Genomic DNA, 24992 nt, shown 5'->3' on the forward strand with positions numbered 1-24992 from the left:
GGCAATCCGCGTCTCGGCGTGATGTTGCCGACGAGCCCGCTGCATCACCTGCTGCTCGCGGCGGTGGATTTTCCCCTGGTGGCGACGAGCGGCAACCTCTCCGGCGAGCCGATCGCGATCGACGACGACGAAGCGCTGGATCGGCTCGGCGGCGAGAGCGGCATCGCCGATCTCTTCCTGCTGCACGACCGGCCGATCGCCCGCCATGTCGACGACAGCGTCGCGTGGCTCCTCGACGGCGGGCCGCAACTGCTGCGCCGGGCCCGCGGCTACGCACCACTGCCGGTTCTCGCGGCGGAGGAGCTCCCCTGCCTCGTCGCCACCGGCGCGCATCAGAAGACGACCGCCGCGGTGAGCGTCGGCAAGCAGATCTTCCTGTCGCAGCACCTGGGCGACATGGAGACGCCCGAGGCCCATGCCGCCTTCGAGCGCGTGATCCTCGACTTTCTCGACCTCTACGGGGCGACGCCGACGGCGATCGTGCACGATCTGCATCCCGACTATCCGACCACCCACTGGGCGGCGCTCGCCTGCCGCGCCGAGGGTGGTCTGCTCGAGCGCGCCGGGAGAGAGCCGCGCGCGCTGCGACGGATCGCGGTGCAGCATCATCACGCCCATCTCGCCGCCTGCCTCGCCGAGCACCGCGCCGACAGCAGAGTGCTCGGACCGGCGCTCGGACTCTGCTTCGACGGCACCGGCTACGGACCCGACGGCACCGTATGGGGCGGCGAGGCCCTGGTCACTGCCCTGGCCGCCACGCAGGTACCCCGGGAGGCCCGCGCGGAGGGCTCCGTCCCGGCGCCGGCCGGGGAGTTCTTCCGCCTCGCCCGCCTGCGCCCGTTCCGCTTGCCCGGCGGCGAGGCGGCGGTGCGCGAGCCGCGGCGTATCGCACTCGCCCTGCTGCACCAGCTCGAAGGTGACGCGGCCATCGAGCGGCGCGACATTCCGGCCCTCGCCACGTTTTCGGCGACCGAGCGGGCGGTGATGCACCGGATGCTCGTGACCGGATGGAACTCCCCCTGGACCTCCTCCATGGGCCGGCTTTTCGATGGCGTCGCGGCGCTGGTCGGCGTCGGCGGGATCGACGGGCTCGGAGCCCGTGTCTCCTTCGAGGCCGAGGCGGCGATGGCGCTCGAGTTCGCCGCGTCGACGGAGGATGGCGGCGGCTACCCGCTGCCGCTCGTCGAAGGCGTCTCGCCCGCCGGCCTCGCGCCCGGCGAGGTCGCCCGCGCCACGCTCCACGAGCTCGACTGGCGACCGCTGGTCGCGGCCCTGCTCGCCGACCGTGCCCGCGGCGAGTCGACCGCCCGGATCGCCGCGCGCTTCCACCAGGCGGTGGCCGACGGCGCCCTCGCCGTCGCCCGCCTCGCCGGAGAGAGGCGGGGAGGGGGCGTCACTCAGGTGGCGCTCTCCGGCGGCTGCTTCCAGAATCGTCGCCTCAGCGAGAGTCTCGCGGCGGCCCTGCGCGCCGCCGACTTCACCGTCCTCCTGCAGCGCGCCGTGCCGCCCAATGACGGCGGCATTGCGCTCGGACAGATCGCGGTCGCCGCAGCGCGGCTCGCGGCACACTGAACTCGGAAAGACCAGAGGAGAGAAGCCCATGTGTCTCGGAGTTCCAGGTCAGGTCATCGAAGTGATACCGAACGAGATCGGCATTCCGATGGGCAGAGTCGACTTCTCCGGTGTCGTGAAGGAGGTCTGCCTCGCCTACACGCCCGAAGTCGAGGCCGGGCAGTGGGTGGTCGTCCATGTCGGCTTCGCGATCAGCCGGATCGACGAAGCGGAGGCCCGGAAGGTCTTCCAGTATCTCGAGGAGATCGGCGAGCTGCTCGAGATCCAGGACGAAGCCGCCGCGAAAGCCAGAGGGAACTGAGACCATGCGCTTCGTCGACGAGTACCGCGGCGAGCCCGAGGCCCAGGCGCTCTTCGCCGCCCTGCGCCGCGATACCCACCAGAGCTGGAAGCTCATGGAGGTCTGCGGCGGGCAGACCCACACGCTCATGCGTTCGGGCATCGATCGCATGCTTCCCGGGTCGGTCGGGCTGATTCACGGCCCCGGCTGTCCGGTCTGCGTCACCCCGCTCGAGCTCATCGACCAGGCGCTCGCTGTCGCGCGGCGCCCCGAGGTCATCTTCACCTCGTTCGGCGACATGCTGCGGGTGCCCGGCTCGACCACCGACCTGCTGGCCGTCAAGTCCGCCGGCGGCGACGTGCGCATGGTCTATTCGCCGCTCGACGCGGTGAAGCTGGCGCGCGACAACCCCGACCGCGAGGTGGTCTTTTTCGCGGTCGGCTTCGAGACCACGGCGCCGCCGAACGCCATGGCGGTATGGCAGGCGAAGCGGCTCGGCCTGGGCAACTTCTCGATCCTCACCTCGCATGTGCTCGTACCTCCGGCAATGGAAGCGATCCTCTCCTCGCCGGACTGCCGGGTGAACGGTTTCCTCGCCGCCGGCCATGTCTGTGCGGTGATGGGCTATTGGGAATACGAGCCGATCGCCGAGAAGTACCGCGTACCGATCGTCGTCACCGGCTTCGAGCCGCTCGACCTGCTGCAGGGGATCCACATGGCCGTCAAGGCGCTGGAGGCCGGGCGCTGGGGGGTGGAGAACCAGTACGTGCGCGCCGTCACGCGCGACGGCAACCCGGCAGCACAGAAGCTGGTGACGGAGGTCTTCGAGGTCTGCGATCGCAAGTGGCGCGGCATCGGGACGATTCCGCGCAGCGGCCTCCGCCTGCGCGAGGCGTTTCGGGATCACGACGCCGAGAGGAAGTTCGGCGTCTCCGGGATCGTCGCCGAGGAGTCGCCGCTGTGTATCGCCGGCGAGGTGCTGCAGGGGATCCGCAAGCCTTCCGAGTGCCCGGCGTTCGGAAAGCAGTGCAACCCGGAGCGGCCGCTCGGGGCGCCGATGGTCTCCTCCGAGGGGGCCTGCTCCGCCTACTACCGCTACGCGAGGCTCGCGTGAGCGGGCCGCGCCGCGGGGCGCCCGAAGCCGCCGGCGATCTCTCCCTGGGCCCCGTCTGTCCGGTGCCGATCTCCGACTACCCCACCGTGCAGATGGCGCACGGCGGCGGCGGTCGCCTGACCCAGCAGCTCATCGAGCGCATGTTCGTCCCCAGCTTCTCGAATCCCGAGCTCGAGCGGATGCACGACGGCGCGGTGCTTGCGGGCGGCAGTGAGCGCCTCGCGTTCTCGACCGATTCCTACGTCGTGCGGCCGCTCTTCTTTCCCGGCGGCGACATCGGCTCGCTCGCCGTCCACGGCACGGTCAACGATCTCGCGATGTGCGGTGCGCGGCCGGTGGCGCTCACCTGCGCCCTGATTCTCGAAGAGGGCCTGCCGATGGCGACCCTCTGGCGGATCGTCTCTTCGATGAAGGAGGCCGCGGCTGTGGTCGGCGTTCCGATCGTGACCGGCGACACCAAGGTGGTCGATCGCGGCAAGGGCGACGGGGTGTACATCAACACCGCCGGCATCGGGAGGATCCCGGACGGCATCGACATCTCCCCCCGGCGCGCCCGCCCCGGCGACAAGGTCCTGCTCTCGGGTGCGATCGCCGAGCACGGCATCGCGATTCTCTCGGTGCGCGAGGGCCTGGCGTTCGAAGCCCCGATCGTGAGCGACTCGGCGGCGCTGCACGGGCTCGTCGGCCCTCTGCTCGCGGCGCTCGGCGAGCGGGTCCATGTCCTGCGCGATCCGACGCGCGGCGGCGTCGCTTCGGCGCTCAACGAGATCGCCAGTGCCGCCGGCGTCGCCATCCGTCTCGACGAAGCGACGCTGCCCGTGGCTCCTGCGGTGCGTGGTGCCTGCGAGATCCTCGGCCTCGATCCGCTCTACGTGGCGAACGAAGGCAAGGCGATCGCCATCGTCGCCCGCGAAGCGGCGGACGAGGCCCTCGCCATCTGGCGCCGGCACCCGTTGGGACGCCAGGCGGTCGTGATCGGCGAGGTGGGCGAGGGACCGGCCGGGCTGGTCACGCTGCGGAGCTCGATCGGCGGCAGCCGCATCGTCGACCTGCTCACCGGCGAGCAGCTGCCACGGATCTGCTGAAATTCACTCCGGCGGGTCGTCCGGGACCGGCGACGCCTCGGGGATCGTCACCGACGGCGTCATCAACAACTGCAGCTTGGCGCGGCGCGGCAGCGCCTTGATGCGGGCCTCTTCGACGAGGGCGGCGCTCCAGGTCGCGACTTCGCAGACCCAGGCGAGCTCCACCGGCAGGCGCGATCGCGTATAGCGCGATGCCTTGCCGGCCAGGTGCTCGCGAAGGCGACGTTCGATATCGACCGCAGCGCCGGTGTAGAGCGAACCGTCGCGGCAGCGCAGGAGGTAGACGTAGGGCATGTGGACGACCGCGTGCGCCGGGCCGCCGGCGCACGCGCCGGCCGTCAGTTCGTAGAGGGCGTGACCTCGTTCGAGGCCTTCGAGGCGACGCTCGTGCCAACGAGGTTCGTCGCCGTCACGGTGAAGGTGTAGGGGGTGCCGTTGACGAGTCCGGAGATGTTATGGATGAGCCCGGTCGTGCCGGCGTCGTCATCGATGCCGCCGGCGGGATCCGAGGTCACGGTATAGCCGGTGATCGGGCTGCCCCCGTCGGAGAGCGGGGCCACGAACGTCACCGTCGCCGAGGTGTCGCCGCCTACGGCGACGGGCGCGAGCGGCGCGGTCGGCACGGTCGGCAGTGCGACGCTGTTCGACGGCGCCGAGGCCGGACCCGTCCCGAAGGAGTTGGCCGCCGTCACCGTGAAGGTGTAGGGGGTGCCGCTCGCGAGACCCGTGATGACGTGCGAGAGCGCGAGGCTGCCGGCATCGCTGTCCACTCCACCCGCCGGCAGCGAGGTCACCGTGTAGCCGGTGATGGCACTGCCGCCGCTGTCCGTCGGCGCCACGAAGGTCACGATCACCGTGGAGATGCCGGCGCTCGCCGCGGCGCCCGTGGGCGCGCCCGGCGGGTTGGCCGTGAGGCTCCAGCTCGTTGTGTCGCTCGACTCGACCCCGTCGCAGAAGACGTTCGCGGAGACCTCGGTCTCGCAGCCCGGCACGACCGAGGTCGAGGGCACCGAGGCCAGGCTCGATCCGACATTGTTCACGGCCACGACCGTAAAGGTATATCCGACGCCGTTGGTCAGGCCCGAGACGAGGTGATTCAGGCTGAGGGTGCCCTGCTCGAGATCGATACCTCCGGGCGGATTGGAGACCACCGTGTAACCGGTGATCGCGTTGCCGCCGTCGCTCGCCGGGGCGGTGAATGCGACGTCTGCGGAGTGGTTGCGTGGAATCGCGACGGCCCCGGTCGGCGCGCCCGGCACGGTCGCCGGCGTCACGCTGGGAGACGGCGCCGAGGGCGCGCTCGTACCGAAGGAGTTCGTGGCGGTGACGGTGAACGTGTAGGGCGTGCCGTTCACCAGTCCGGTCACGACATGCGCGAGCCCGGTACTGCCGGCGTTGGAGTCGGTGCCCCCCGGCGGATTCGAGGTCACCGTGTAACCGAGGATGGGGCTGCCGCCGGTGGAGGTGGGCGGCGCGAAGCTGACCGTCGCCTGGGCGTTGCCGGCCGCGGCGACGACCGCCGTCGGCGGGTTCGGCGTACCGGCGATGCTCGCGGTGTAGAGCTCGATCTGGTCGTTCGTGGTCTCGTCGGCGGGATAGAGCACGTCGAGGCCGTTCGAAGAGATGTCGAAGAGCACGGTCTGCACGAACTTGAGCGAAACGTCGCCCCCGATGACCAGCGGACCGTTCAGATCCTGGACCGCGCCACCGGTGATCTGCACGGCGAGCAACTCGTCGAGGGTGTCGGCGTCCTGGTCGGCGCCGTAGACCACCCAGGCGCTGTTCGGGCTGATCTTGAAGGCCTGCACGTCGCCGCCGACGGTCAGCGTCCGGTTGAGCTTCGAAACCAGGCCGCCGGCGATCGGAACGCTCCAGAGCTCGTTCAACGTGTCGACCGCCTGGTCGGCCATGTAGACGACGCGGGCACTGTCGGCGCTGATCACTGGGTCCTGACTGAGCGGTGCGAGGCTCGCGCCGAGAACGTCGCCGCCGGCGACCAGCGCGCTGTTGAGCCGGGTCGGTGTGCCACCGGCAAGCGGCACGCTCCAGAGGTCGATGACGTCGTCCACGTCTTCGTCCGAGCGGTAGACGACCCGGCTGCCGTTGGGGCTGATCGAGAAGCCCGGCTCGACATCCTCGTTGGTCCCGAGGGTGCCGTTCAGGCGAACGACTGTGCCGCCGGCGACCGGGACGCTGAAGAGCTCGAACTTCTGGCTCGTCGGCGTCGCGCCGCGGAAGACGACCCGCGAGCCCCCGGGGCTGATCAGAAAGCTCGGCTCGATCGAATAGTTGGCGGCAATACCCGTGCTGATCTTCATCAGTTCGGTCCCGTCGAGCTTCACGGAGAAGAGGTCGAAGCTCCCGGGGAACGTCGCATCGTCCAGCAGGAGCACGCGGCTGCTGTCCGGGGTGATCTGGAAGTAGATCTTGGCGCCGTCGCCGCTGATGATGAACGGCTCACCGCCGGTCGCCGGCACGCTCCAGAGCCGCCAGAGTCCGGTCGTGTTTCGCCCCTGACGGTAGATCACGGTCTCGCCGTCCGGGCTGACCTGGAAGCCGTCGACGTCGTGCTCTCCCGGCAACGGATCGTTCAGCTGTACCGAGGCGCTGCCGGGGCCGTCGATGGGAACGCTGTAGAGGTCGTACTCCGTCCAGTCGAAGTCGTCGGAGTAGTAGAAGACCCGGTCGCTCGTCGGCGAAATCTTGAAGCCGATGACGTCGCGGTCGGCGCCCATGTTCGTGCTGATCCGGGTCACCGGGCCGCCGTCGATCGGCACGCTGTAGAGCTCCGTCTTGCCGGTCGTATCCTGGTCGACGGCGTAGACGACACGGGAGCTGTCGGGGCTGATCTCGAAGGTCAGGAACTGGCCTTGCGTCGCGGTCAGCGGATCCGAGAGGCGCACCGGCGCGCTGCTGCCGTCCATCCGGACGCTCCAGAGGTCGAAGGCGCCATCGGTCACCGCGTCCTGCCGGTAGACGGCGAACTGGCCGTCGGGACTGATCTGGGGACGCGTGGTCGTGAAGCTGACGTCGCTGAACGGCAACCCCTCGCTCAGCTGCGTCGAGGCCTGCGTCTCGGCCAGGGCGGGAGCGGCCAGGAGGCCGAGAGCCAGCGCACCGAGGGTGAGGCCTCTCTTCCAGACACGACCCGCGGTCGACCGGGTCGCTGCAACAGTTCGAGTGCTCAGAGCGGGGGAGAGACGAGTCACAGATGGGCTCTTGAAGCATTGCAGCATGTCTGGATCCTTTCGTTGCCGGGCGCAGTGCTCGCTCGCCCGCGGAATTACCCACTTCGACCCGCCAGCCCCCTCTCGGAGCAGGCAGGCCGCCTGGTCGAAACAGCCGTCATGAAAAACGGTTCAATTCGCCCGTTCTATCTGATTATAAAGCGTATCCCGCTCGACCGGTGTGAAACCTGCTGCTCGGACCACCCGTTCGAGCTCGCTCGTCGGCATCATCTGTGCCGTTTCGGCACCCGCCATGTGGTAGATGGTCTCCCGCACCACCGTTCCGTCGAGATCGTCTGCACCGAACGAAAGGGCCACCTGCGCCAGTTTGGGCGTCACCATGACCCAGTAGGCCTTGACGTGCGCGATGTTGTCTAGCACGAGGCGTGCCGTCGCAATATGGCGCAGGTCGTCGAGCCCGGTCGTGTGGTACTTCAACCCCAGGTAGTTGTTCTCGGGGTGGTAGGCGAGGGGTATGAAGGCGTTGAACCCGCCGTTCTCGTCCTGCAGGGCCCGCAGACGCAGCAGGTGGTCCACCTTGTGGTGGCTCTTCTCGACGTGGCCGTAGAGCATGGTGCAGTTGCTCTTGATCCCCATGCGATGGGCGACCCGGTGAACTTCGATCCACTCGTCGGCGTCGAGCTTGCCGTCACAGATGATCTCGCGCACCTCGGGGTGGAAGATCTCGGCCCCCCCTCCCGGCAGCGAACCCAGGCCGGCGGCGGTCAGACGCGCCAGGACCTCCTCGATCGTGAGCTTCTCGCGCCGGGCGAACCAGCCGATCTCGATGGCGGTGAAGGCCTTGAGGTGCGCCTTCGGGAAGCGCGCCTTGAGACCGCGCAGCATCTCTTCGTACCAGGCCATGTCGATGTCGGGATGCAGCCCCCCGACGATATGGAACTCGGTGACGTCGTTGCCCCCCTGGTCGGCCGCCTGGCGGTAGATCTCGTCGTGGGACATCTGCCAGGCGTGGGGCTCGCCTTTCATCGCCGCGTAGCTGCAGAACTTGCAGTTGTAGGTGTAGACGCAGACGTTGGTCGGGTTGATGTGGCGGTTGATGTTGTAGAACACGGTCGTGCCATGCATCCGGCGCCGCACGGCGTTCGCCAGCCGGCCGAGAGCCAGGACATGGGGAGTCTCGAAGCAGAGCAGGGCGTCCTCGGCGGAGAGCCGCACGCCGTCTCGGACTTTGGCCGCCAGCGAGCGCAATTCGGGCGGAAAGGACTCGGGGGAAAGGGTCGTCGTCACCGCCGAATCCTAACACCCCGGGCCGGACCGCCCCAATGCCGACCGGGGCCACGCCGCACTCGATCCCCCGCGGTCCGGCGAGCTCTCGTCCGGATTCAGCCACTCGATGATCGCCGCATGTCCCTGGCTCTCCTCGTCGTTGCGCAGGTAGCCGGCGACCACTGCCAGCACCCGGAACCCCTCGCTCAACTGGAACGAGAGCGTCGGGTCGCGAATCTCGCCCCGGACCACGCGCTCGACGTACCCCTCGGGCGAGAGCTCCGCAGCCCGGGCGCCGTAGCCCCGCAGCCTTGCGGCGGCCCGGATGCGCCGCAGGCCGAGCCGGCGAGCCAGGTCGGCGCGCGCCCGGTAGAGGAGCCTACCGACCCCCTGGCGTTGCCGCGCCGGAGCGACCATGACCTCGGCACCGTAGAGCGTCCTGCCGCCGGCGGGATCGTGGTTCGTGAAGTACCCGCCGGCCGTCCACTCGCGCCACTCGGCATCGAAGGCGTAGTCGTCCCAGCGCACGATGAGCGACGAGGCGAAGCCGAGCAGCTCGCCGGACTCGCGGTCCTCAGCGACCAGCTGTCCTTCGGGAAAAACCCGGAGGTGGCTCGCCAGCTGTTCTTCGAGCCACGGCCTGGAAGTCGGATAGACGCGCCGGCAGACCGCAATCATGGTCTCGAAGTCGGTCGCTTCGAGGCACCGCACCACGAGTCTCGACTCTCCGGCGGGGGCCCCTCCCCCAAATGCGGATCGACGCGCCTCCGGCATCAGGACGACATGATCCAGAACAGGGCGCCGGCCGCGAGGACTGCGATCAGGAGGAACATGAGCATCTTCTGCCGCCGCTCGCGCGCGACGGAGGCTTGGGCCTGCGGGTCGGTTCCGAACATGGCGCCGCTCCAAGAGAGGCCACCGGGAACGGGCGCCGAACGGGCCGTGGCTGCACTGCCGCGGCCGCAGGCGTCGAGTTCGACGCGGCGGCGGATTCCAGGTGGCGGCCCGACCACCCGTCTGCCCCTTCAGCGATCCCCCCGGATCCCTGAACCCTTGGAACTCGTGCGTTACGCCGGTCTTCTTCCGGCTCCCGCGCGGCGGTTGGCGGCACCGCCGATTCCGAGAATTGCCGATTCGCGTTCGGCTGTCAATCCTCGCGAGCGCCTATAGCCGACCCTCGCTACACGCCGGCGAGGGCGAGTGTGATCGACTTCCCCACCGGAGGCCGTCTTCATGAGCGAGCGCCTGCGTGTCGGAGCCCTGCAGTACTTCATCCGCCCGGTCACGGGCTTCGAGCAGTTCGCCGATCAGGTCGAGGGCCTCGTCGCCACGGCGGCCGACTACGGCGTGCACCTTCTGGTCTTTCCCGAATACTTCACGCTGCAACTCCTGACTCTCGGGAATACCCGCCGGCCGCTCCCCGAGCAGGCGCTCGACCTCGCCCACCAGGTGCCACGGTTCCAGGAGCTCATGCGGGAGCTCGCGGTGCGTTACGGTCTCCACGTCGTCGCCGGCTCCATTCCGTCGGTGGGCGATTCCGGCGCGCTCCACAACGACTGCTTCATCTTCGGACCCGACGGCCGCACCTCCTGGCAGGGGAAGCTCCACATGACCCGCTGGGAGCGCGAGGAGTGGGGGATCCAGCCGCGACGGCGGCTGCGGATCTTCTCGGCGCCGTTCGGGCGGTTCGCGGTCTCGATCTGCTACGACGCCGAGTTTCCCGAACTGGCGCGGGCCGCGGCGCGGCGCGGCGCGGATATCCTGGTCGTTCCCAGCTGCACGGACGACCGCCAGGGCTTTCTCCGGGTGCGCTACTGCGCGCAGGCGCGGGCGATCGAAAACCAGATGTTCGTCGTTCATGCCTGTACCGTGGGGTCGCTTCCCATGGTTCCGGCGGTGTCGCTCAACTATGGCCAGGCGTCGGTGCTGACTCCGAGCGACTTCGCCTTTGCCCGCGACGGCATCCGCGCCGAGGGCGCCGTCAACCAGGAGATGATGGTCGTCGCCGAGCTCGACCTCGACGACCTTCGCCGGTCGCGGGAGAGCGGAACGGTGTTGCCCCTGCGCGACAGCGCGACCACCAGCGAGGTCCTCGCCGACCTCGAGGAGATCTCGATCTAAGACCGCTTCCGAAGCCTCTCGGAAGCGCCACGCAGGACCGGAACCCGGGGTGAGCTCCATGCGTCGCGCGATCGCCTTGCTCCTCATGTTCTCCCTCGCCTTCCCGCTGGCGCCGACGCTCGCCGCCCAGGAAGACGGCCCGGCCGATCCGCTCGTCGAGCTGCTGGACGCCCGCGAGCTCAAGAACACGAAGAACCCGGTGGTGGCGAGCTTCCTCGCTGGCGAAGGTGCCGCGCTCCTGCCCGAGGAGCTCCGCGAACGCGCCCTGCAGCAGTTGCGCGGCGCGCTCAAGGGGCAGACCAGCTTCATGGGCCTCATGCTCGCCGGCATGGGCGGCGTGATGGGCAGCGACGCGATGAAGAAGCAGCAGCAGGCTGCAAACCAGCTCTCGCCGGGGAAGCTCATGGCGGGGGCCGCTCTCGGGATCTCTCCCGTCACCGGCCCGGCACCTTCGGGCGACGAGATGCAGCGCGCGATGCAGCAGGCGCTGACCGATCCCTGGGTGCGCGGTATCGAGGCCGCCGCGGCGCTCGATCGTCTGGGCGATGGCAACGCCGCGGCGCGCTTCTACGTCCAGTGTCTCGCCTTTCTGCCTCAGGACTGGGTGCCTGCCGCGTGCCTCGAAGGGATCCTGGACCTGGGTCCCGAGCGCGCCGAGAGGCTCCTCTCCTGGATGCTCGCCGAGGCCGAGTCGATCACCGAGTCGTCACCCGGCGAAGCCGGCGCCGGCCTCGGGCCTGGCGGAGTCCCGAGCCTCGAGTCGGGGTCGGCCGGCAAGAAGGCGCGCAAGGGGGATCCGCTGCCGGGAACCGTCCAGGTCCGCAACGCTGCGCTCGCCGGCCTCGGCTTCCTGATCGGCGGCGGCGGCCTCGCAGCCGAGCCCGCCGGCGCCGCCTTCCAGTCGCTGCTCTCGTACAGCCAGGGGAAGTCGAACGAGCCGTACTATCGGGGCGCGGCGGCCGGGCTCGGGCGGTCGCGCGACGCGCGCGCCGTGGAGCCGCTGCGGCGGCTCGCCAAATGGCGCAGAGACCCGGACACCAAACAGACCGCCCTGCGTGCGCTCGCCGTCGGGTTCGCCGACGAGGCGGCGAAGCGCCAGCTGCGCCAGGAGTTGGACGACGCCGACCCGGAGGAGCAGCTGCGCGCCGCACAGGCGCTCTACGAGACCGGCGACGCAGCGGCTTTCGCCTGGGCGGTCGACGTCATCACGCAGCGACGCTCGACCGATACCAGGAAGCAGGACATCCGCGCCCAGGTGGTGCGCGACCTCGTCGAGCTCGGCGGCGCGCCGGCGAGAGCGGCGCTCGCCCGCGCCCTCGCCGAAGGCCCGGGGAACGACTGGCTCGTCGCCTGGACGCAGGTGGCTCTCCTCGAGCTCGGCGATCTCTCGCGGCTGCCGGACGTCGAGGCGGCCCTCGCCAGGGACGATTGGCGCCTCGACCCGCGCGGCTTCCGCTCCATCTGGCGGGCGATCTCGCCGTTCGTGCAGGCGGCGGCCGGCATCCTGCTCTCCGGCGGCCTCGGGGCGATGACCGCCGTGCAGCAGATCCAGAAGGCGGTGCAGCTCGTCGGCAACTTCGCCGCCGGCGAACGCGGCCGCTTCCTGGCCAGGTCCGACGCGCAGCAGGGGGCGACCGCCCAACTGCGCTGGCAGGCGGCCGAGGCGTTCGCGGCCGCGCAACCCAGGAACGCCCTACCCCTGCTCGAGAGGCTCCTCGAGGACGACGCCGCGCCGGTGCGGATGAGTGCTGCGCTCGCCCTCGCCCAACTCTCCGAGCCGAAGGCGCTCGACAGCCTGGTGCGCGCCTTCGCCCTCGACTTCGGCACCGAGAACGGCGTCTCCCGCTCTCCCGAAGTGCGCGCCGCATTGCTGCGCGCCGCCTGGCTTCGCGATGCGCGCGCCCCGGCGACCCGTGAAATGGCTCGCCTCGCCTCGACCGACCCCGACGGCGCCCTGCGTTTCATCGGCATCGCCATTCTCCGCCCGACGGTCTGAAGCGAGAGACTCCCGCGCCGTCTTCACGGCGGCACCCGGGAGGGTGTGGCCCCTGCCGGGACGCCGACCTGGCCCTCGTCTTCGCTGCTCTGCGCATCCAACTGAGAGGACCCGCCGTCGGGATCCTCTTCGAACGCGGAGAGAACCATGGCCAGCATCGGCAGCAAGAGAACCTGGAAGCGCTTTTCGACCACGCTCGCCCTCCTGCTGCTCGGCACGCTCCCCGCGGAGGCGGTCAAACGGCGCGCCTTCGTGACGTCGGTGTCGGGGACCGGCGACCTCGGCAGCTGGCCCGATGCCGGCAGCGCCACCGGGCTCGCCGCCGGCAACGCGATCTGCCGGGCGCGCGCCACGGCCGCGGGGCTCCCCAACGCCAACACCTACCGCGCCTGGCTCTCGACCGAGACCACCGACGCCTACTGTCATCTGCGCGGCCAGACCGGAGAGAAGTTCTCCTGCGCAGGTGGCTCGCCGCTCGCCGCCGGTCCCTGGTTTCTGGTCAACGGAGTCACGAACTTCACCGGCACTCTCGATGAGCTCGTCTCCAACAGTCCGAAGATCTATCGCCCCGTGCTCCTCGACGAGTTCGGCGACGATCTCCCCGAGGCGATCGAGGACCGGACCTACTGGACCGGCACGGGCACGGACGGCAAGCAGTTCAACGGCGGACCGTTCCATTGCTCCGGCTGGACGTCGGGAGTCGACGGCAGCTCGGCAGCACGCGGCGACGGGCTCGCCACCTCGGCGGTCTGGACCCAGGGCGGCTTTGCGCCCTCCTGCTCGACCTCGATGCGGTTGCTCTGCTTCGAGCCGGGCGAGAGCGAGACCACGACGCTGCGCTGGGGCGCCGGCAGCCCGGTCTTCATCACCTCGGCGATCGGTTCCGGCGATCTCTCGACCTGGGCCGGGGCGGCCGGCGAGAGCGGGCTCGAGGCCGGCGACGCGATCTGCGCGAGCGCCGCCGCGGCAGCCCATCTGCCCGACCCGGACTCGTTCGTCGCCTGGCTCTCGACCTCGAGTCTCGACGCCCGCGACCGCGTCACTTCGGACGGCCCGTTTCGCCGCCTCGACGCCTACATCGTCGCCAACAACGAGGCCGACCTGACCGACGGCTCGCTCGATACGAGCATTCACGTGGACGAGCACGGCAACTACCTGAACGGCACGCCGGAGGTCGCGACCGGAACGCTCGCCGACGGCACCGCCTCGGGAATCGACTGCCTGAACTGGACGAGCGCCGCCATCAGTGAAGACCACACCGGCGGTCGCCCGAACTTCGCCCGCCTCCCGGAGTGGACCGAGTTTTCCCTGGCCGTCGGCTGCAACAACACCCGGCGGCTCTACTGCATCTCCAACCGGATCGTTCTCTTCTGGGACGGCTTCGAACGCGGCGGCGACACCAGCCACTGGTCGTCGACCGTGCCCTGAACCGGAGTCGGATGCTACGCTCCGCGGTCGAGGAGCGACCCATGCTTCGACTTCCCTGCGCCCTGCTGCTCGGCGCGCTGCTCGCCAGAGGCGCCGCGCTCCACGCCGATGCCGTCGACGACTATCTCGCGCGCGAGATGGCACTGCGCAAGATCCCCGGCCTCGGACTTGCCGTAGCGCGTGACGGCGAGGTCGTCCGGGTCTCGACCTACGGCCTGGCCAACGTCGAGACCGGCACTCCGGTCGCCGCCGAGTCGGTCTTCGCGATCGCCTCGCTCGACAAGCAGGTGACCGCCGCGGCGCTGGTGAAAGCGGCGGAGCTCGGCAAGCTCGGGCTCGATGATCCGGTTTCGCAGTGGGTGGACATCGTCCTGACCGGCGCGACGCTGCGGCAGCTGGTCTCCCACCTCTCGGGCCTGCCCGACGACACCGTGCCGTCCTTCGAGGGTCGCTACCTGACCGACTACACGAGCGAGCAGCTCCTCCGCCAGGCGCAGGGTCTCGTTCCGGTCGCCCCGCCCGGGCGACGCTTCCTCTACTCCGACACCGGTCTCCTCCTCGCCCAGCTCGCGACCGAGAAGGCGGTGGGCGAGCCGTGGTGGGATTTCGTCCGCCGGACCCTCTTCGTTCCGGCCGGCATGGCGACCCCGGTCTCGATGACCCCGGCGCTCCTGCTGCCGCATCGGGTCTCGGCCTACACACTGGACGGCAGCGGTGAGCTCGTGCGCGACCGGCGCCTGGATACCGATTTCGGGCCGCTCTACTCCGACCTCGGGATGACGGTCGCGGACTTCGCGCGCTTCCTCGCCGCTCAGGACGGCGAGCGCCTGCTCTCACGCGGTGGCGTGGCGGAGCTCACGACGCCGTCGCGGCTCGCCGACGGTTCACCCGCGGGAGAGATCTTCCAGTGGAGCCGTTACGGCCTCGGTGTCGGCCTCGACGATCTTCTCGGCGAACCGGTGACACTGCATTCCGGACACAGCGGTGTCGGATTCGTGCGGCTGCCGCGGCGCCGGCTTACGGTGGTGGTCTTCACCAACCTGGAGCATCCCGCCGGGAGCGACCCCGTCGGCCTCGCGATCGGTGTCGCCGGCTGGCTCGAGCCGGTGCTCGCGCTCTCGGCGCTCGCGCCCCTTCAACCGCCGCCCGACCCCGCTCTCGCGCGCCGTCTGCGCTCCGACTACGAGGACTTTCTGACCGGCCAGGCCGCCCTCGAGCGCTATGCGCCGGCTCTCGTGCTGCCAGCCTGGGAAGGCTCTCCAGGTCTCGCTGGACGCCTGCCCCGGCTGGGGGAGTTGCAGGCGTTCGAGGTCTTGCGCGACGCCCCCCTCGACGGCGAGCGAACACTCCTCTGCCGCGCCCGGCACGCAAGCGGCACGATCTACTGGCGGGTGAGCCTCGACCCGCGCGGCGAGCGCATCACCCGCCTCGTCTGGTGGCACGTCTAGGTGGCGAGGGCCTCCAGCAGGCGGCGAGCGAAGGCGACCGCCTCCGGATGTACGGAGTGTGGAAAACCCGGATAGCGTCGCAGGGTGACTTCAGCGTTCTGCCGAGCGAAAGCCGCGGCGCTCTCCTCCACCCGCGGCCAGGGAATGTGCGGATCGGGGTCGCCGCAGCCCAGGTAGACCGGCGTGCCCGCGAGATCGCCCGGATCCTCGAACTCCATGCCCTGCGGGCCGATGCGCCCGCCGACCGCGGCGACGAGGCCGCCCCACCGCCGCGGATGACGCGCCACGAACTCGCTCGCCAGGCAGGCCCCTTGGGAGAAGCCGAGCCAGACGATCCGGTCGTCCGCAATTCCCGCGGCGGCGAGACCGTCGCGCAGGGTCGCGAGCTTGCCGAGCGCCGAGGAGAGCCAGGGCTCGTTCACCGCCAGCGGGGCGAGGAAGCGCTGCGGATACCAGGTGTGGTCGGCCGCCTGCGGCGCGAGGAAAGCCACTCCCGGCTGCGCCAGCGGACCGGCGAAGCCGAGAATGTCCTCCGCCGTAGCGCCGCGGCCATGCACGAGGACGACTGCGGCGGAGGCCTCGGCGAGCGGCGCCCCGGCGGTGAGCACCGGCATCTCCGCGTGCGGATCGGCAAGCCTCATCGCACCGACTCGGTCGTCACCGGCTGGACCAGGGGCGGGAGACCGGCGGCGATCGCGGCGCGCTGCGACTCGAGCCAGGGCGGCAGGACGAGGCTTTGCCCGAGTCTCTCGGGGGCTTCGTCGACGGCGAAGCCCGGACCGTCCGTCGCCAGTTCGAACAGCACGCCACCCGGCTCCTTGAAGTAGACCGACTTGAACCAGAACCGGTCGATGACCGGAGTCGGGTGCGGACCGCTGTCGGCGACCGCGGCGCGCAGCGCGAGCTCGTGCGCCTCGTCGTCGACCCGCCAGGCGAGATGGTGGACGGCCCCCGTTCCCCACATGCCGCGCGGGGTCTCCGGGCGATGCGAGAGGTCGAGGCGGGTGCCGGACGGACCGGCGCCGTCCCTCGCGTCGCCGGGGATCGCCCAGCGGATCCAGCCGCCCTCCTCTGCCATTCGCGTGAAACCCATCGGTGCGGCGAGCAGCGCTTCGGTGGGCGCCAGGTCCCGCAGCGAAAGGCGCGCGCCGTCGAGGCCGCGAATCTGGCGGGCGACGGGCACCGGGCCTTCCTCCCAGGGCGTGAACGGGCGACGGGCGGCGCTCGCGCTCTCGACCAGCGCGAGGCGCAGGCCGTGCGGATCGGCGAGCGGCAGAACGCGATCGCCGAACCGACTCTCGAGCGAGCCTACCGGCGCGCCGTAGCTCTCCAGCCGCGCGCCCCAGTATTCGAGGCTGTCGGGAGCCACGGCCAGCGCGACTTCCGTGGCGAGGCCGTGCCCGGGTCGCGACGGCGCCATCTGGGCCCAGGGGAAGAAGGTGAGGTCGGTCCCCGGGCGTCCTTCGGCGTCGGCATAGAAGAGGTGGTAGGTGCCGGGATCGTCCTGGTTGACGCTCTTCTTGACCAGCTTCATGCCGAGCACTCCGGCATAGAAGTCGAGGTTCTCCTGCGCCGGACCGGCGATCGCCGTGACGTGATGCAAGCCGCGTGTACCTGGAACTGCAACTCCTTGGGACATCGTTCTCCTCCTTCTGGCGGGCCTTTCGAGGCGGCGTCGCGTGCCGCCCGTCGGTCAGCTAACTATCAAACATTGATTAGTCAAGCATTATTCCCGCCGATCGTCAAGCACTCCCGGGAAGGGGGGGATCGGCGGCGGAACCCGCCAGACACACGAACGGGGAAGCGGAACCGCTTCCCCGTCCCAGGCTCGAATACTCGTCAGCATTCGGCGTCTGGCTGCGACAGTCTGGAGGGCCGGCTGGGTGGTGGGACCGTCAAGGTCCGGGCTTCGCACCTGTCACCCGAGGCGACTCGCGAAGCGACAGCGTCAGGCAGCCCGTCGAGGACTCCGCGCCGTGCCCCCGAGGTCGTCGTCCGTCGCGGTGGGCGCGGCGGCCGGCCTCGGGGCTCCTGGTTGGTCCGGTGGCGTCATTCCGTGACCTCCTTGAATCGTTCCCGACTGCCGTTGCGTCCGGTGCCTGCGATTCGAATCGTCGGCTCGAACGACGGCTTTCCTTCGCGAACTACGGGCACCGTACGCCCGCTACGGCAGCCTGTCAAGGGGCGATTTCGCCCCACGAACGGTGCAAGCAGATCGCATGCCGGACTGTCGTCGCGGCGTCGGGCGACGCTTCCCTCAGCCCGCGGGGTCGGATAGCCTTGCGACCGACTTGGAGAACCCCTGATGACCCTGACGCTTCCCCTCAAGCCGCTCGTCTTCGGCACCCCGACAGCGCCCCACCAGGGCCTGGGCGAGATGGTGTCGTCCCTCGTCGGCTCGGAGATCCTGCGCATCGCCGGCGAGGTCCGGGCCCTCGCGGAAAAGGGTCAGCCGGTCCTCAACCTGACCGTGGGCGACTTCTCGCCCAAGCAGTTCCGGATTCCGCGCGAGCTCGAACAGGGGATCGCCCGGGCGCTCGCTGCCGGCCAGACCAACTATCCGCCTTCCGACGGCGTGCCGGAATTGAAGCGCGCGGTGACCGACTTCTATCGCGAGGCGCTCGCCCTCGACTACCCGCAGGACGGTGTCCTCATTGCCGGCGGGGCGCGGCCGCTCATCTATGCGCTCTTCCGCGCGGTGCTCGATCCCGGCGACAAGGTGGTCTACCCGGTCCCGTCGTGGAACAACAACCACTACTGCCACCTCGCGGCAGCGCGCGATGTCGCCGTCGAGACCTCGGCCGCGAACGGCTTCCAGCCGACCGCCTCCGAGCTCGCGCCGCATCTAGCCGACGCCCGCCTGCTGGCGCTCAACAGCCCGTTGAACCCTGCGGGCACCGGCTTCTCGCGCGACCAGCTCCAGGCGATCGCGCAGCTCGTCGTCGACGAGAATCGCCGTCGCGGACCGGGTGCCAAGCCCCTTTTCCTGCTCTACGATCAGATCTACTGGCTGCTCGCCGCGAGTTCCGCACCGCACACGACGCCGGTCGAGCTCGTGCCGGAGGTGGCGCCCTACACGCTGATGATCGACGGCATCAGCAAGGCCTTCGCCGCCACGGGGCTGCGCGTCGGCTGGGCGGTCGGCCCACCGTTCCTGATTTCGCGCATGAAGGACTTCCTGGGCCACGTCGGCGCCTGGGCTCCCCGCCCGGAGCAGATCGCGACGGCGGAGCTCTTCGCCGACGCGGCGCTCGTCGAGAAACTCTCCGGCGCCATCCGCGACGGCATCAACGTCCGCCTGGCGGCGCTCGATCGCGGCCTCACGCGGCTCGCCGCGAAGGGCTACCCGGTACGGCACCTGCCGCCGACCGGCGCGCTCTACCTCTCGGTGCACTTCGACCTCATCCGGGAGGGCGGACGCTTCGAGAACAACCGCGCCGTCCGCCAGTACCTGCTCGAACAGGCCGGCTTCGCGGTCGTTCCGTTCCATGCCTTCGGAACCCGGGCCGACAACGGCTGGTTCCGCCTCTCGGTCGGCGCCGTCGGGGTCGACGAGATCGCCCCGGCGATCGATCGCGTCGAAGCGGCTCTGGCCGCCTGTCTCGCCTGAGTCGCTGGCGGGCTAGGGTCGCGGCAGCGCCGTCAAGAGCTTCTTCGGCGCGACGAGCCGCCAGCCGGCGGTGAGCATCTCTGCAACCATCGTCCAGTTGACCCGGCGGTCGAGCTGGACCCCGACCCAGCCGGAGGGGCCGACGTAGGGCGGCCGGAAGAAGCGGTCGGGGTCGGCCGCGATGCGCAGCTCCTGCTCCCCGTCCTCCGCCTTGATCCAGACCGCCGGGCGCCCGGCGCCGTGATGGTTCTCGGCCGCGGCGTACATCGCGAACAGCTTGTTCTTGACGCGGAACGTCGGCTCGCCCCAGGCCACGACTTCGTGCGCCTCGGGAAGCGCCAGGCAGAGTTTCCGCAGTCTTGCCAACGGATCGGACTTGGTCGCCACGCATGCGATTCTAGTGCGCGCGCTGACTCGGCGACGTCCGGAGTCGCCGTTGCGAGGTTGCCTTCGGTGCTCGGTCGGCATCCCGGATATCGGATTTTCTTGCTTGAGGACGGGTCCCACCTCCCTGCGCGCCGAAGGCAACCTCGCAACGCCGACTCCGCCCTTCATCGGAGAAGGACGCGAGGGACAGCACTGCACGACAGGTAGGGGGGCGGTGGCGTTTTCGCGGGGGCCTCGGCGCGCAGGGAGGTGGGACCCGTCCTCCAGAGAAAAATGTCGGATATCCGGGATGCCGACCGAGCACCGAGGCTTCCGCGAAAACGCCGCCGCCCCCCGGCGAGTTCGAGACGACGCAGCCGGTACCAAAAAGACGAGGGACACATCGCACAGAAAGCGATGTGTCCCCGAAGAGACGACGGCTGTGGAGCGGCGACTCAGCGCTTCTTGACGAACCCCATGACGACCCAGCTGCCCGAACGCTCGTCCTTGCGCAGCTTGAGGAGGCCGTTTCTCTCGGCGTCCTGGAGGAGCTCGGAGAAGGTCGAATAGCCGTAGTAGCCCTCGTTGAACGACGGCTTCTTCCTCTTCATGGTCTGCTTGATCATCGAGCCCCAGAGGACGTCCTTGTTCTCGCGCTGGAGAGCGAGGATCGACTCGGTGAGCATCTGGAAGACCTCGGACTTCTTCTTCGTCAGGCCGGTGAGCGCGGGTCCCTTCTGCTGGTCGCGCCAGACGTCCTCGTAGAAGATGAACTCGTCGCAGTTGTCGATCAGCAGGTTCGAGGACGAGTTCTTCACCCCGATGCCGATGACGTACTTGTTGTTCTCCTTGAGCTTGGAGACCAGCGGCGAGAAGTCGGAATCGCCCGAGAGCAGGACGAAGGTGTCCAGATGCTCCTTCGAGTACGACAGGTCCATCGCGTCGACGACCATCTTGATGTCGGCCGAGTTCTTGCCGGTGTAGCGCCGCTGCGGGATGTCGATGAGCTCGATCGCCGCCTCGTGGAACGGGATCTTGAACTCGCTGTAGCGCTCCCAGTCGGCGTAGGCCCGCTTGACGATGATCTTGCCCTTCTCGACCAGACGCTCGAGGACCAGGTTGATGTCGAACTTCTTGCTCTCCGAGTCGCGCACGCCGAGCGCCACGTTCTCGAGGTCGCAGAAGAGAGCGATCTTCCTCTCCTCCTCCTGGACCTGACGCTGGGACGAGACGGCGACCGGCATCGACATGATGAGTTGACGCGCCAGATCCTCGTCGTCGTCCTCTTCGTCGTCCTCTTCTTCCCACTCGCGCGGCGATTCCTTCGCGGCGCCGGAGCGCGCGTCGGCCTCGCCGGCGCTCGCGGGCGCGGCGGCGACCCCGCCGCGGCTGCGGCCGCGGCCACCCCGACGGCGGCGCCGGCGGCTGGTGCGTTCGGCAGGCTCGCCGGATTCGGCGGTATCGGCACCATCGGCGCCATCGGCGGCTTCAGCGGTGTCGGAGGCATCGGAGGCCTCGCCGGCCTCGTTCGGATAACCCTCACCGGCGGCGTCGACATCGACATCGCCATCGAAGTCTGCGACCTCGTCGGCGACGGCGTGCACCTCGAGGGCGCGGCGCGGCGCGAAGAACCCGCCGGTCTCCCGGGCGGGCAGGACAGGGGCGGCGGCCTCCGCTTCGAGCTCGAGAGCGCGCGCTTCGGCAGCTGCCTCGGCTTCGGCTTCCGCCGCGATCGCGGCGCGGCCGCCAACGAGGTCGGCGATCGACGGCACGCCGTCCTCGGCCGGGCGGTCGTGCTCCTTCTTCCCGCGGACGGTCTCAGGCTCGTCCGACTCTTCTCCCGGCGGACGCAACCACCAGGGACTCACAGCGACACTCCAAACGACGAACGGGTTGATTTCACGCGGACTCCTTGGACAAATGGGCAGGTTCCGTGACCCCGAGGGCGCGAGCGGCGAAGGGCTGCACCTCACTGCGGGGCCGGAACGACCTCCAGTCTAGCACCGCGCCTCCGGTCGGCCGCGGGAGCCACCCCCGGCGGTCGCCCCGGAGCGGACGGGCCACGGTGCTCAGGGCTTCGGAAGGCCCATTCGGCTTGCGCCCACGGGAGCTTCAGCGTACGATCCCGGCCGGTTCTCAAACCCCGTTACTCTCCTGGAGACATCCATGGCCGAGGCGCAAGACAAGAAGTTCCAGCCCTATGTTCCGGCGTCGACGGTCATGCCGGAGTTCACCCTCAAGGCGATCCTCCTGGGGTCGGTTTTCGGGCTGATCTTCGGCGCGGCGACGGTCTATCTCGCGCTCACCGCCGGGTTGACCGTTTCGGCCTCGATCCCGATCGCCGTGCTGGCGATCGGCGTCTTCAAGTACATCGGCAAGTCGACGATCCTCGAGAACAACATCGTCCAGACCATCGGTTCGGCCGGCGAGTCGATCGCCGCCGGCGTCGCCTTCACCATTCCGGCGCTGATCTTCCTCTCGAACGGCGAGTCGTATTTCAACTACTTCAACATCTTCACGCTGTCGCTGGTGGGCGGCATCCTCGGCGTGCTCTTCATGATTCCGCTGCGCCGGGCGCTCATCGTCAAGGAGCACGGTGTGCTCCCCTACCCGGAGGGGACGGCCTGCGCCGACGTGCTGATCGCCGGCGAAAAGGGCGGCTCGCTCGCCAACATGGTCTTCAAGGGGCTCGGGATCGCGACCCTCTACAAGGTGTCGATGGAGATCCTCGGTTTGTGGAAGGCGACGCCGATCTACTCGGCCGCCCGGGACTCCGCCTTCCCTCGGGCGACCGTCAACTGCGACATCACGCCGGAGTATCTGGGCGTCGGCTACATCATCGGACCGAGGATCGCCGGCGTCCTGGTGGCCGGCGGCATCCTGTCGCAGCTGGTCCTCGTGCCACTGATCGCGATCCTCGGCGACGCCATGGCCGCGGCGCTCCCCCCGGGGACCATCCCGATAGGCGAGATGAACTTCAACCAGATCCGCCTCTCCTACGTGCGCTTCATCGGCGCCGGAGCCGTCGCCGCCGCCGGTCTCATCACCCTGATCAAGACGCTGCCGACGATCGCCGCCGCCTTCCGCGAGAGCTTCAAGAGCCTGCGCGAGAAGAAGGGAAGCGGCGGGCCGGTGCCGCGCACCGAACAGGACCTGCCGATCACCTGGGTGATCTTCGGGTCGATCATTCTGGTCGGCGTCATCGCCCTGATGCCGCAGCTGCCCGGTAGCGGTTTCGGCTCGAAGCTGCTCATGGGCATCCTGGTGGTGATCTTCGGCTTTTTCTTCGTCACCGTCTCGTCGCGCATCGTCGGCATCATCGGCACCTCGTCCAACCCGGTTTCGGGAATGACGATCGCGACCCTCATGGGGACCTGCCTGCTGTTCGTCGCCCTCGGCTGGACCGGTGACGCCTATCAGGCGGTCGCGCTCTGCGTCGGCGCCATGGTCTGTATCGCGGCTTCGAACGCCGGCAACACCTCGCAGGACCTGAAGACCGGCTTCCTCATCGGCGCCACCCCGAAGTGGCAGCAGTGGGGGTTGATTATCGGTGTCATCGTTTCGGTCTTCGCGGTCGGCGGAACGATCATGCTGATCGACAACGCCCAGGTTGCCGATCCGATCGTCCAGGGCCACGCCATCGGCTCCTCGGACTATCCGGCGCCGCAGGCGAACCTCATGGCGACGATCATTCGCGGCCTGCTGGCGCAGGACCTGCCCTGGGGTCTGGTCTTCGCCGGCATGGCGATCGCGGTGGTGATCGAGCTCTGCGGCATCAAGTCGCTGTCGTTCGCGGTCGGCCTCTACCTGCCGCTCTCGACCACGATGCCGATCGCCATCGGAGGCATGCTGCGCGGCCTGATGGACCGCAAGTCGGGCAAGGGCCACGACGAGTCGGAGATCTCTTCGGGCATGCTCTACGCCACCGGCCTGGTGGCGGGCGGCGCGCTCACCGGCGTCCTGATCGCGGGCCTGCAGGGCTGGCGCACCGGACCGCAGCGGAGCATCGCCCAGGACATCCTGGACAAGGTCGGGATCCACGGCTGGGAGAGCTACGGCGCGACCGCCGACATCATCAGCCTGGTGATGTTCTCCGGTCTCTGCTTCCTTCTCCTGCGCGCCGCGCAGAAGAAGCTCACCTGATCCCGCTGGCGTCTTGGCAGCAGACGAGGCCGGCCACCCCCCAGGGGTGAGCCGGCTTCGCTGCTTCAGGGGACGCTCGCCGACCAGCGGGTGGTGTTCTGGGACTCGAAGCCGTCGCGGAAGATCCCACCGAGGTTCGAGAAGCAATAGAGCCGGTAGGGACTCGAGCACGACGACTGCAGCGAGGAGGTCGTCCAGTAGCCCCGCGTATCCTGGACATAGCCGAAGGTCGCATCGATCCCGGCGCTCGCGCTCGTCCAGCCGTTGCAGTCTTCGAGCGTCGCGCGGCCGAGACTGGTGCTGCCGGTGTAGGCGTTGTGCCCGAGATAGGTACCGCCTTCGTCCACCACCAGTGCGCTCGGCAGAGTCTGCAGGGAAGGGCTCGCGGTCAGGAGCGCGGCCCGGTTCGCCGCGATCTCGACCCCGTCGAGCCGTTTCCACGGCCCATCCGCGCTCAGCCGGTCGACTGCATCGACGCTGGCCGTCGAGAGCCAGGCGACGAAGCTCTGCGGCGCTGGCAGACCTGCGCTGGTGGCGAGGCTCTGGCAGATGGCGTCGCCGGCGGCGAGGCCCACGGCGCTCCCCGCCTCGGGCCAGCTGCCGAGGTCGCCGGGGCCGGTGACAGAGGTGACGAAAGCCAGCAGCCCGGGGCCCTCCCAGGCCGGCAGTGCGTCGCCGCTCCCGGACTCGAAACAAAGCAGCCGCCCGCTGGCGCCGCAACTGCCGAGGCCGGAGGAGGTCCACCAGAACCCGCCGGCGGCGGTCAGCCCATAGCGACCGTTGCCGGCGCTCCCCGACGTCCAGCCGGAACAGTCGCCGCCGGCGTAGGCGGCTCCCGTGGCGTTCGATCCGGTGAGCAGGGACGAAGCCTGCAGCAGTTCCCCGGTCTCGTCGACCGCCGGCGGATGGAGAAGCGCCAAGTCCGAGGTCAACTCCGACAGGCTGTTCGCGAACGGCCGGCCGTCTATCCGCTGCCAGGGACCGGCGTCGGGAAGCCCCAACTGCCCGCAGTCATCGACCTTCAGCCCGTCGAACCCGGCGACCCGGCAGTAGGCATCTTCGGACAAAGTCGACAGCCAGGCGCGGAAGTCCTGCCAGGAAGGCAGCCCGGCGTCGTCGTGCGCCAGGGTCTGACAGATCGCATCGCCGGCCGCGAGACCGCTCAGTCCCTGCGCCTGGGGCCAGGTCGAGAGGTTCGTCGAGCCGGCGACCGAAGTCACGAACATCTTCTTCACCGCCGCCGCAGCGGGGGCGGCGATGGCGACGACCAGAAGGAATGTCGGCACCGTGCGCCGGAGGGCGTTGCGTTGCGGCGTTCCGAATCGAGCCATGGTCGCGGTCTCCAGAGGTGTCCTGCCTCCTCTACCGCGAATCT

Annotated in this window: 19 protein-coding genes; 10 read left to right on the forward strand and 9 right to left on the reverse strand. The window is 69.4% G+C overall.

What is annotated here, in order from left to right:
- The 4 genes from KBI44_12940 to hypE all read left to right on the forward strand — a co-directional run.
- Positions 1 to 1572: carbamoyltransferase HypF (locus tag KBI44_12940; protein MBP9145385.1), on the forward strand; the 1572-nt coding region annotated here is incomplete at its 5' end.
- A 28-nt stretch (positions 1573 to 1600) separates the two neighbouring features.
- Complete coding sequence (locus KBI44_12945) at positions 1601 to 1873, forward strand: HypC/HybG/HupF family hydrogenase formation chaperone (GenBank protein ID MBP9145386.1); 273 nt, start codon at positions 1601 to 1603, stop codon at positions 1871 to 1873.
- A 4-nt stretch (positions 1874 to 1877) separates the two neighbouring features.
- Positions 1878 to 2966 carry a hydrogenase formation protein HypD gene (gene hypD, locus KBI44_12950; GenBank protein MBP9145387.1) on the forward strand — a complete coding sequence of 363 codons (1089 nt, stop codon included), beginning with the start codon at positions 1878 to 1880 and terminating at the stop codon, positions 2964 to 2966.
- Positions 2967 to 3058: 92 nt separating this feature from the next.
- Positions 3059 to 4051, forward strand: coding sequence for a hydrogenase expression/formation protein HypE (hypE, locus tag KBI44_12955; GenBank protein MBP9145388.1), 993 nt, complete (start codon positions 3059 to 3061; stop codon positions 4049 to 4051).
- Positions 4052 to 4054: 3 nt separating this feature from the next.
- Here hypE and KBI44_12960 read toward each other — a convergent pair whose 3' ends face one another.
- From KBI44_12960 to KBI44_12975, 4 genes are all read right to left on the reverse strand, one after another.
- On the reverse strand, positions 4055 to 4345 hold the full coding sequence (locus KBI44_12960; GenBank protein ID MBP9145389.1) for a GIY-YIG nuclease family protein: 291 nt from the start codon (positions 4343 to 4345) through the stop codon (positions 4055 to 4057).
- A 44-nt stretch (positions 4346 to 4389) separates the two neighbouring features.
- Positions 4390 to 7260, reverse strand: coding sequence for a fibronectin type III domain-containing protein (locus KBI44_12965; protein MBP9145390.1), 2871 nt, complete (start codon positions 7258 to 7260; stop codon positions 4390 to 4392).
- Positions 7261 to 7410: 150 nt separating this feature from the next.
- The gene (gene mqnE / locus KBI44_12970; GenBank protein MBP9145391.1) at positions 7411 to 8526 is read right to left on the reverse strand and encodes an aminofutalosine synthase MqnE; all 1116 of its coding nucleotides are present in this window, start codon (positions 8524 to 8526) and stop codon (positions 7411 to 7413) included.
- Between the two features lie 9 nt (positions 8527 to 8535).
- Positions 8536 to 9219 (reverse strand): GNAT family N-acetyltransferase, encoded by a 684-nt coding sequence (locus KBI44_12975; GenBank protein ID MBP9145392.1) that lies wholly within the window; start codon positions 9217 to 9219, stop codon positions 8536 to 8538.
- Positions 9220 to 9738: 519 nt separating this feature from the next.
- On the opposite strand from KBI44_12975, the gene KBI44_12980 reads away from it, so the two are divergent.
- The 4 genes from KBI44_12980 (at position 9739) to KBI44_12995 (ending at position 15498) form a co-directional block, all read left to right on the forward strand.
- Positions 9739 to 10626 carry a carbon-nitrogen hydrolase family protein gene (locus KBI44_12980; protein MBP9145393.1) on the forward strand — a complete coding sequence of 296 codons (888 nt, stop codon included), beginning with the start codon at positions 9739 to 9741 and terminating at the stop codon, positions 10624 to 10626.
- 49 nt (positions 10627 to 10675) lie between these two features.
- Entirely contained in the window at positions 10676 to 12622 is a 1947-nt protein-coding gene (locus KBI44_12985) for a HEAT repeat domain-containing protein (protein MBP9145394.1), read from the forward strand.
- A gap of 147 nt (positions 12623 to 12769) precedes the next feature.
- Positions 12770 to 14050, forward strand: a complete 1281-nt coding sequence (locus tag KBI44_12990; protein ID MBP9145395.1) for a hypothetical protein — start codon at positions 12770 to 12772, stop codon at positions 14048 to 14050.
- A 41-nt stretch (positions 14051 to 14091) separates the two neighbouring features.
- Positions 14092 to 15498: a beta-lactamase family protein gene (locus KBI44_12995; protein ID MBP9145396.1), complete on the forward strand. Its 1407-nt coding sequence runs from the start codon at positions 14092 to 14094 to the stop codon at positions 15496 to 15498.
- On the opposite strand, the gene KBI44_13000 is transcribed toward KBI44_12995, so the two are convergent.
- Together KBI44_13000 and KBI44_13005 are read right to left on the reverse strand one after the other, a co-directional pair.
- Positions 15495 to 16139, reverse strand: a complete 645-nt coding sequence (locus KBI44_13000) for a dienelactone hydrolase family protein (GenBank protein MBP9145397.1) — start codon at positions 16137 to 16139, stop codon at positions 15495 to 15497. The two genes, KBI44_12995 and KBI44_13000, sit on opposite strands and share 4 nt — an antisense overlap.
- A complete protein-coding gene (locus tag KBI44_13005) occupies positions 16136 to 17137 on the reverse strand; it encodes a ring-cleaving dioxygenase (protein MBP9145398.1) in 1002 nt (333 codons plus the stop codon). The genes KBI44_13000 and KBI44_13005 overlap by 4 nt, the downstream gene beginning before the upstream one ends.
- Before the next feature lie 738 nt (positions 17138 to 17875).
- Between KBI44_13005 and KBI44_13010 the strand changes: the two genes are divergently transcribed.
- Complete coding sequence (locus KBI44_13010) at positions 17876 to 19108, forward strand: aminotransferase class I/II-fold pyridoxal phosphate-dependent enzyme (GenBank protein ID MBP9145399.1); 1233 nt, start codon at positions 17876 to 17878, stop codon at positions 19106 to 19108.
- A gap of 12 nt (positions 19109 to 19120) precedes the next feature.
- On the opposite strand, the gene KBI44_13015 is transcribed toward KBI44_13010, so the two are convergent.
- Positions 19121 to 19576 carry an MmcQ/YjbR family DNA-binding protein gene (locus KBI44_13015; GenBank protein MBP9145400.1) on the reverse strand — a complete coding sequence of 152 codons (456 nt, stop codon included), beginning with the start codon at positions 19574 to 19576 and terminating at the stop codon, positions 19121 to 19123.
- A 353-nt stretch (positions 19577 to 19929) separates the two neighbouring features.
- The gene (locus KBI44_13020) at positions 19930 to 20718 is read right to left on the reverse strand and encodes an NYN domain-containing protein (GenBank protein ID MBP9145401.1); all 789 of its coding nucleotides are present in this window, start codon (positions 20716 to 20718) and stop codon (positions 19930 to 19932) included.
- Positions 20719 to 21640: 922 nt separating this feature from the next.
- On the opposite strand from KBI44_13020, the gene KBI44_13025 reads away from it, so the two are divergent.
- Positions 21641 to 23617, forward strand: a complete 1977-nt coding sequence (locus KBI44_13025; protein ID MBP9145402.1) for an oligopeptide transporter, OPT family — start codon at positions 21641 to 21643, stop codon at positions 23615 to 23617.
- A gap of 65 nt (positions 23618 to 23682) precedes the next feature.
- Here the strand turns inward: KBI44_13025 and KBI44_13030 are convergent, their stop codons facing one another.
- A complete protein-coding gene (locus KBI44_13030; protein MBP9145403.1) occupies positions 23683 to 24948 on the reverse strand; it encodes a hypothetical protein in 1266 nt (421 codons plus the stop codon).
- Positions 24949 to 24992 lie beyond the last annotated feature (44 nt).

The sequence above is a fragment of the Thermoanaerobaculia bacterium genome, from assembly GCA_018057705.1.
Taxonomy (GTDB): domain Bacteria; phylum Acidobacteriota; class Thermoanaerobaculia; order Multivoradales; family JAGPDF01; genus JAGPDF01.

Coding starts and splice junctions, on each gene's coding strand:
- hypD (MBP9145387.1), top strand. CDS start 1,878: ATGCGCTTCGTCGACGAGTACCGCGGCGAGCCCGAGGCCCAGGCGCTC.
- KBI44_13025 (MBP9145402.1), top strand. CDS start 21,641: ATGGCCGAGGCGCAAGACAAGAAGTTCCAGCCCTATGTTCCGGCGTCG.
- KBI44_12945 (MBP9145386.1), top strand. CDS start 1,601: ATGTGTCTCGGAGTTCCAGGTCAGGTCATCGAAGTGATACCGAACGAG.
- KBI44_12980 (MBP9145393.1), top strand. CDS start 9,739: ATGAGCGAGCGCCTGCGTGTCGGAGCCCTGCAGTACTTCATCCGCCCG.
- KBI44_12990 (MBP9145395.1), top strand. CDS start 12,770: ATGGCCAGCATCGGCAGCAAGAGAACCTGGAAGCGCTTTTCGACCACG.
- KBI44_13000 (MBP9145397.1), bottom strand. CDS start 16,139: ATGAGGCTTGCCGATCCGCACGCGGAGATGCCGGTGCTCACCGCCGGG.
- KBI44_12995 (MBP9145396.1), top strand. CDS start 14,092: ATGCTTCGACTTCCCTGCGCCCTGCTGCTCGGCGCGCTGCTCGCCAGA.
- KBI44_13010 (MBP9145399.1), top strand. CDS start 17,876: ATGGTGTCGTCCCTCGTCGGCTCGGAGATCCTGCGCATCGCCGGCGAG.
- hypE (MBP9145388.1), top strand. CDS start 3,059: ATGGCGCACGGCGGCGGCGGTCGCCTGACCCAGCAGCTCATCGAGCGC.
- KBI44_13005 (MBP9145398.1), bottom strand. CDS start 17,137: ATGTCCCAAGGAGTTGCAGTTCCAGGTACACGCGGCTTGCATCACGTC.
- KBI44_13030 (MBP9145403.1), bottom strand. CDS start 24,948: ATGGCTCGATTCGGAACGCCGCAACGCAACGCCCTCCGGCGCACGGTG.
- KBI44_12960 (MBP9145389.1), bottom strand. CDS start 4,345: ATGCCCTACGTCTACCTCCTGCGCTGCCGCGACGGTTCGCTCTACACC.
- KBI44_13015 (MBP9145400.1), bottom strand. CDS start 19,576: ATGCCGACCGAGCACCGAAGGCAACCTCGCAACGGCGACTCCGGACGT.
- KBI44_13020 (MBP9145401.1), bottom strand. CDS start 20,718: ATGCCGGTCGCCGTCTCGTCCCAGCGTCAGGTCCAGGAGGAGGAGAGG.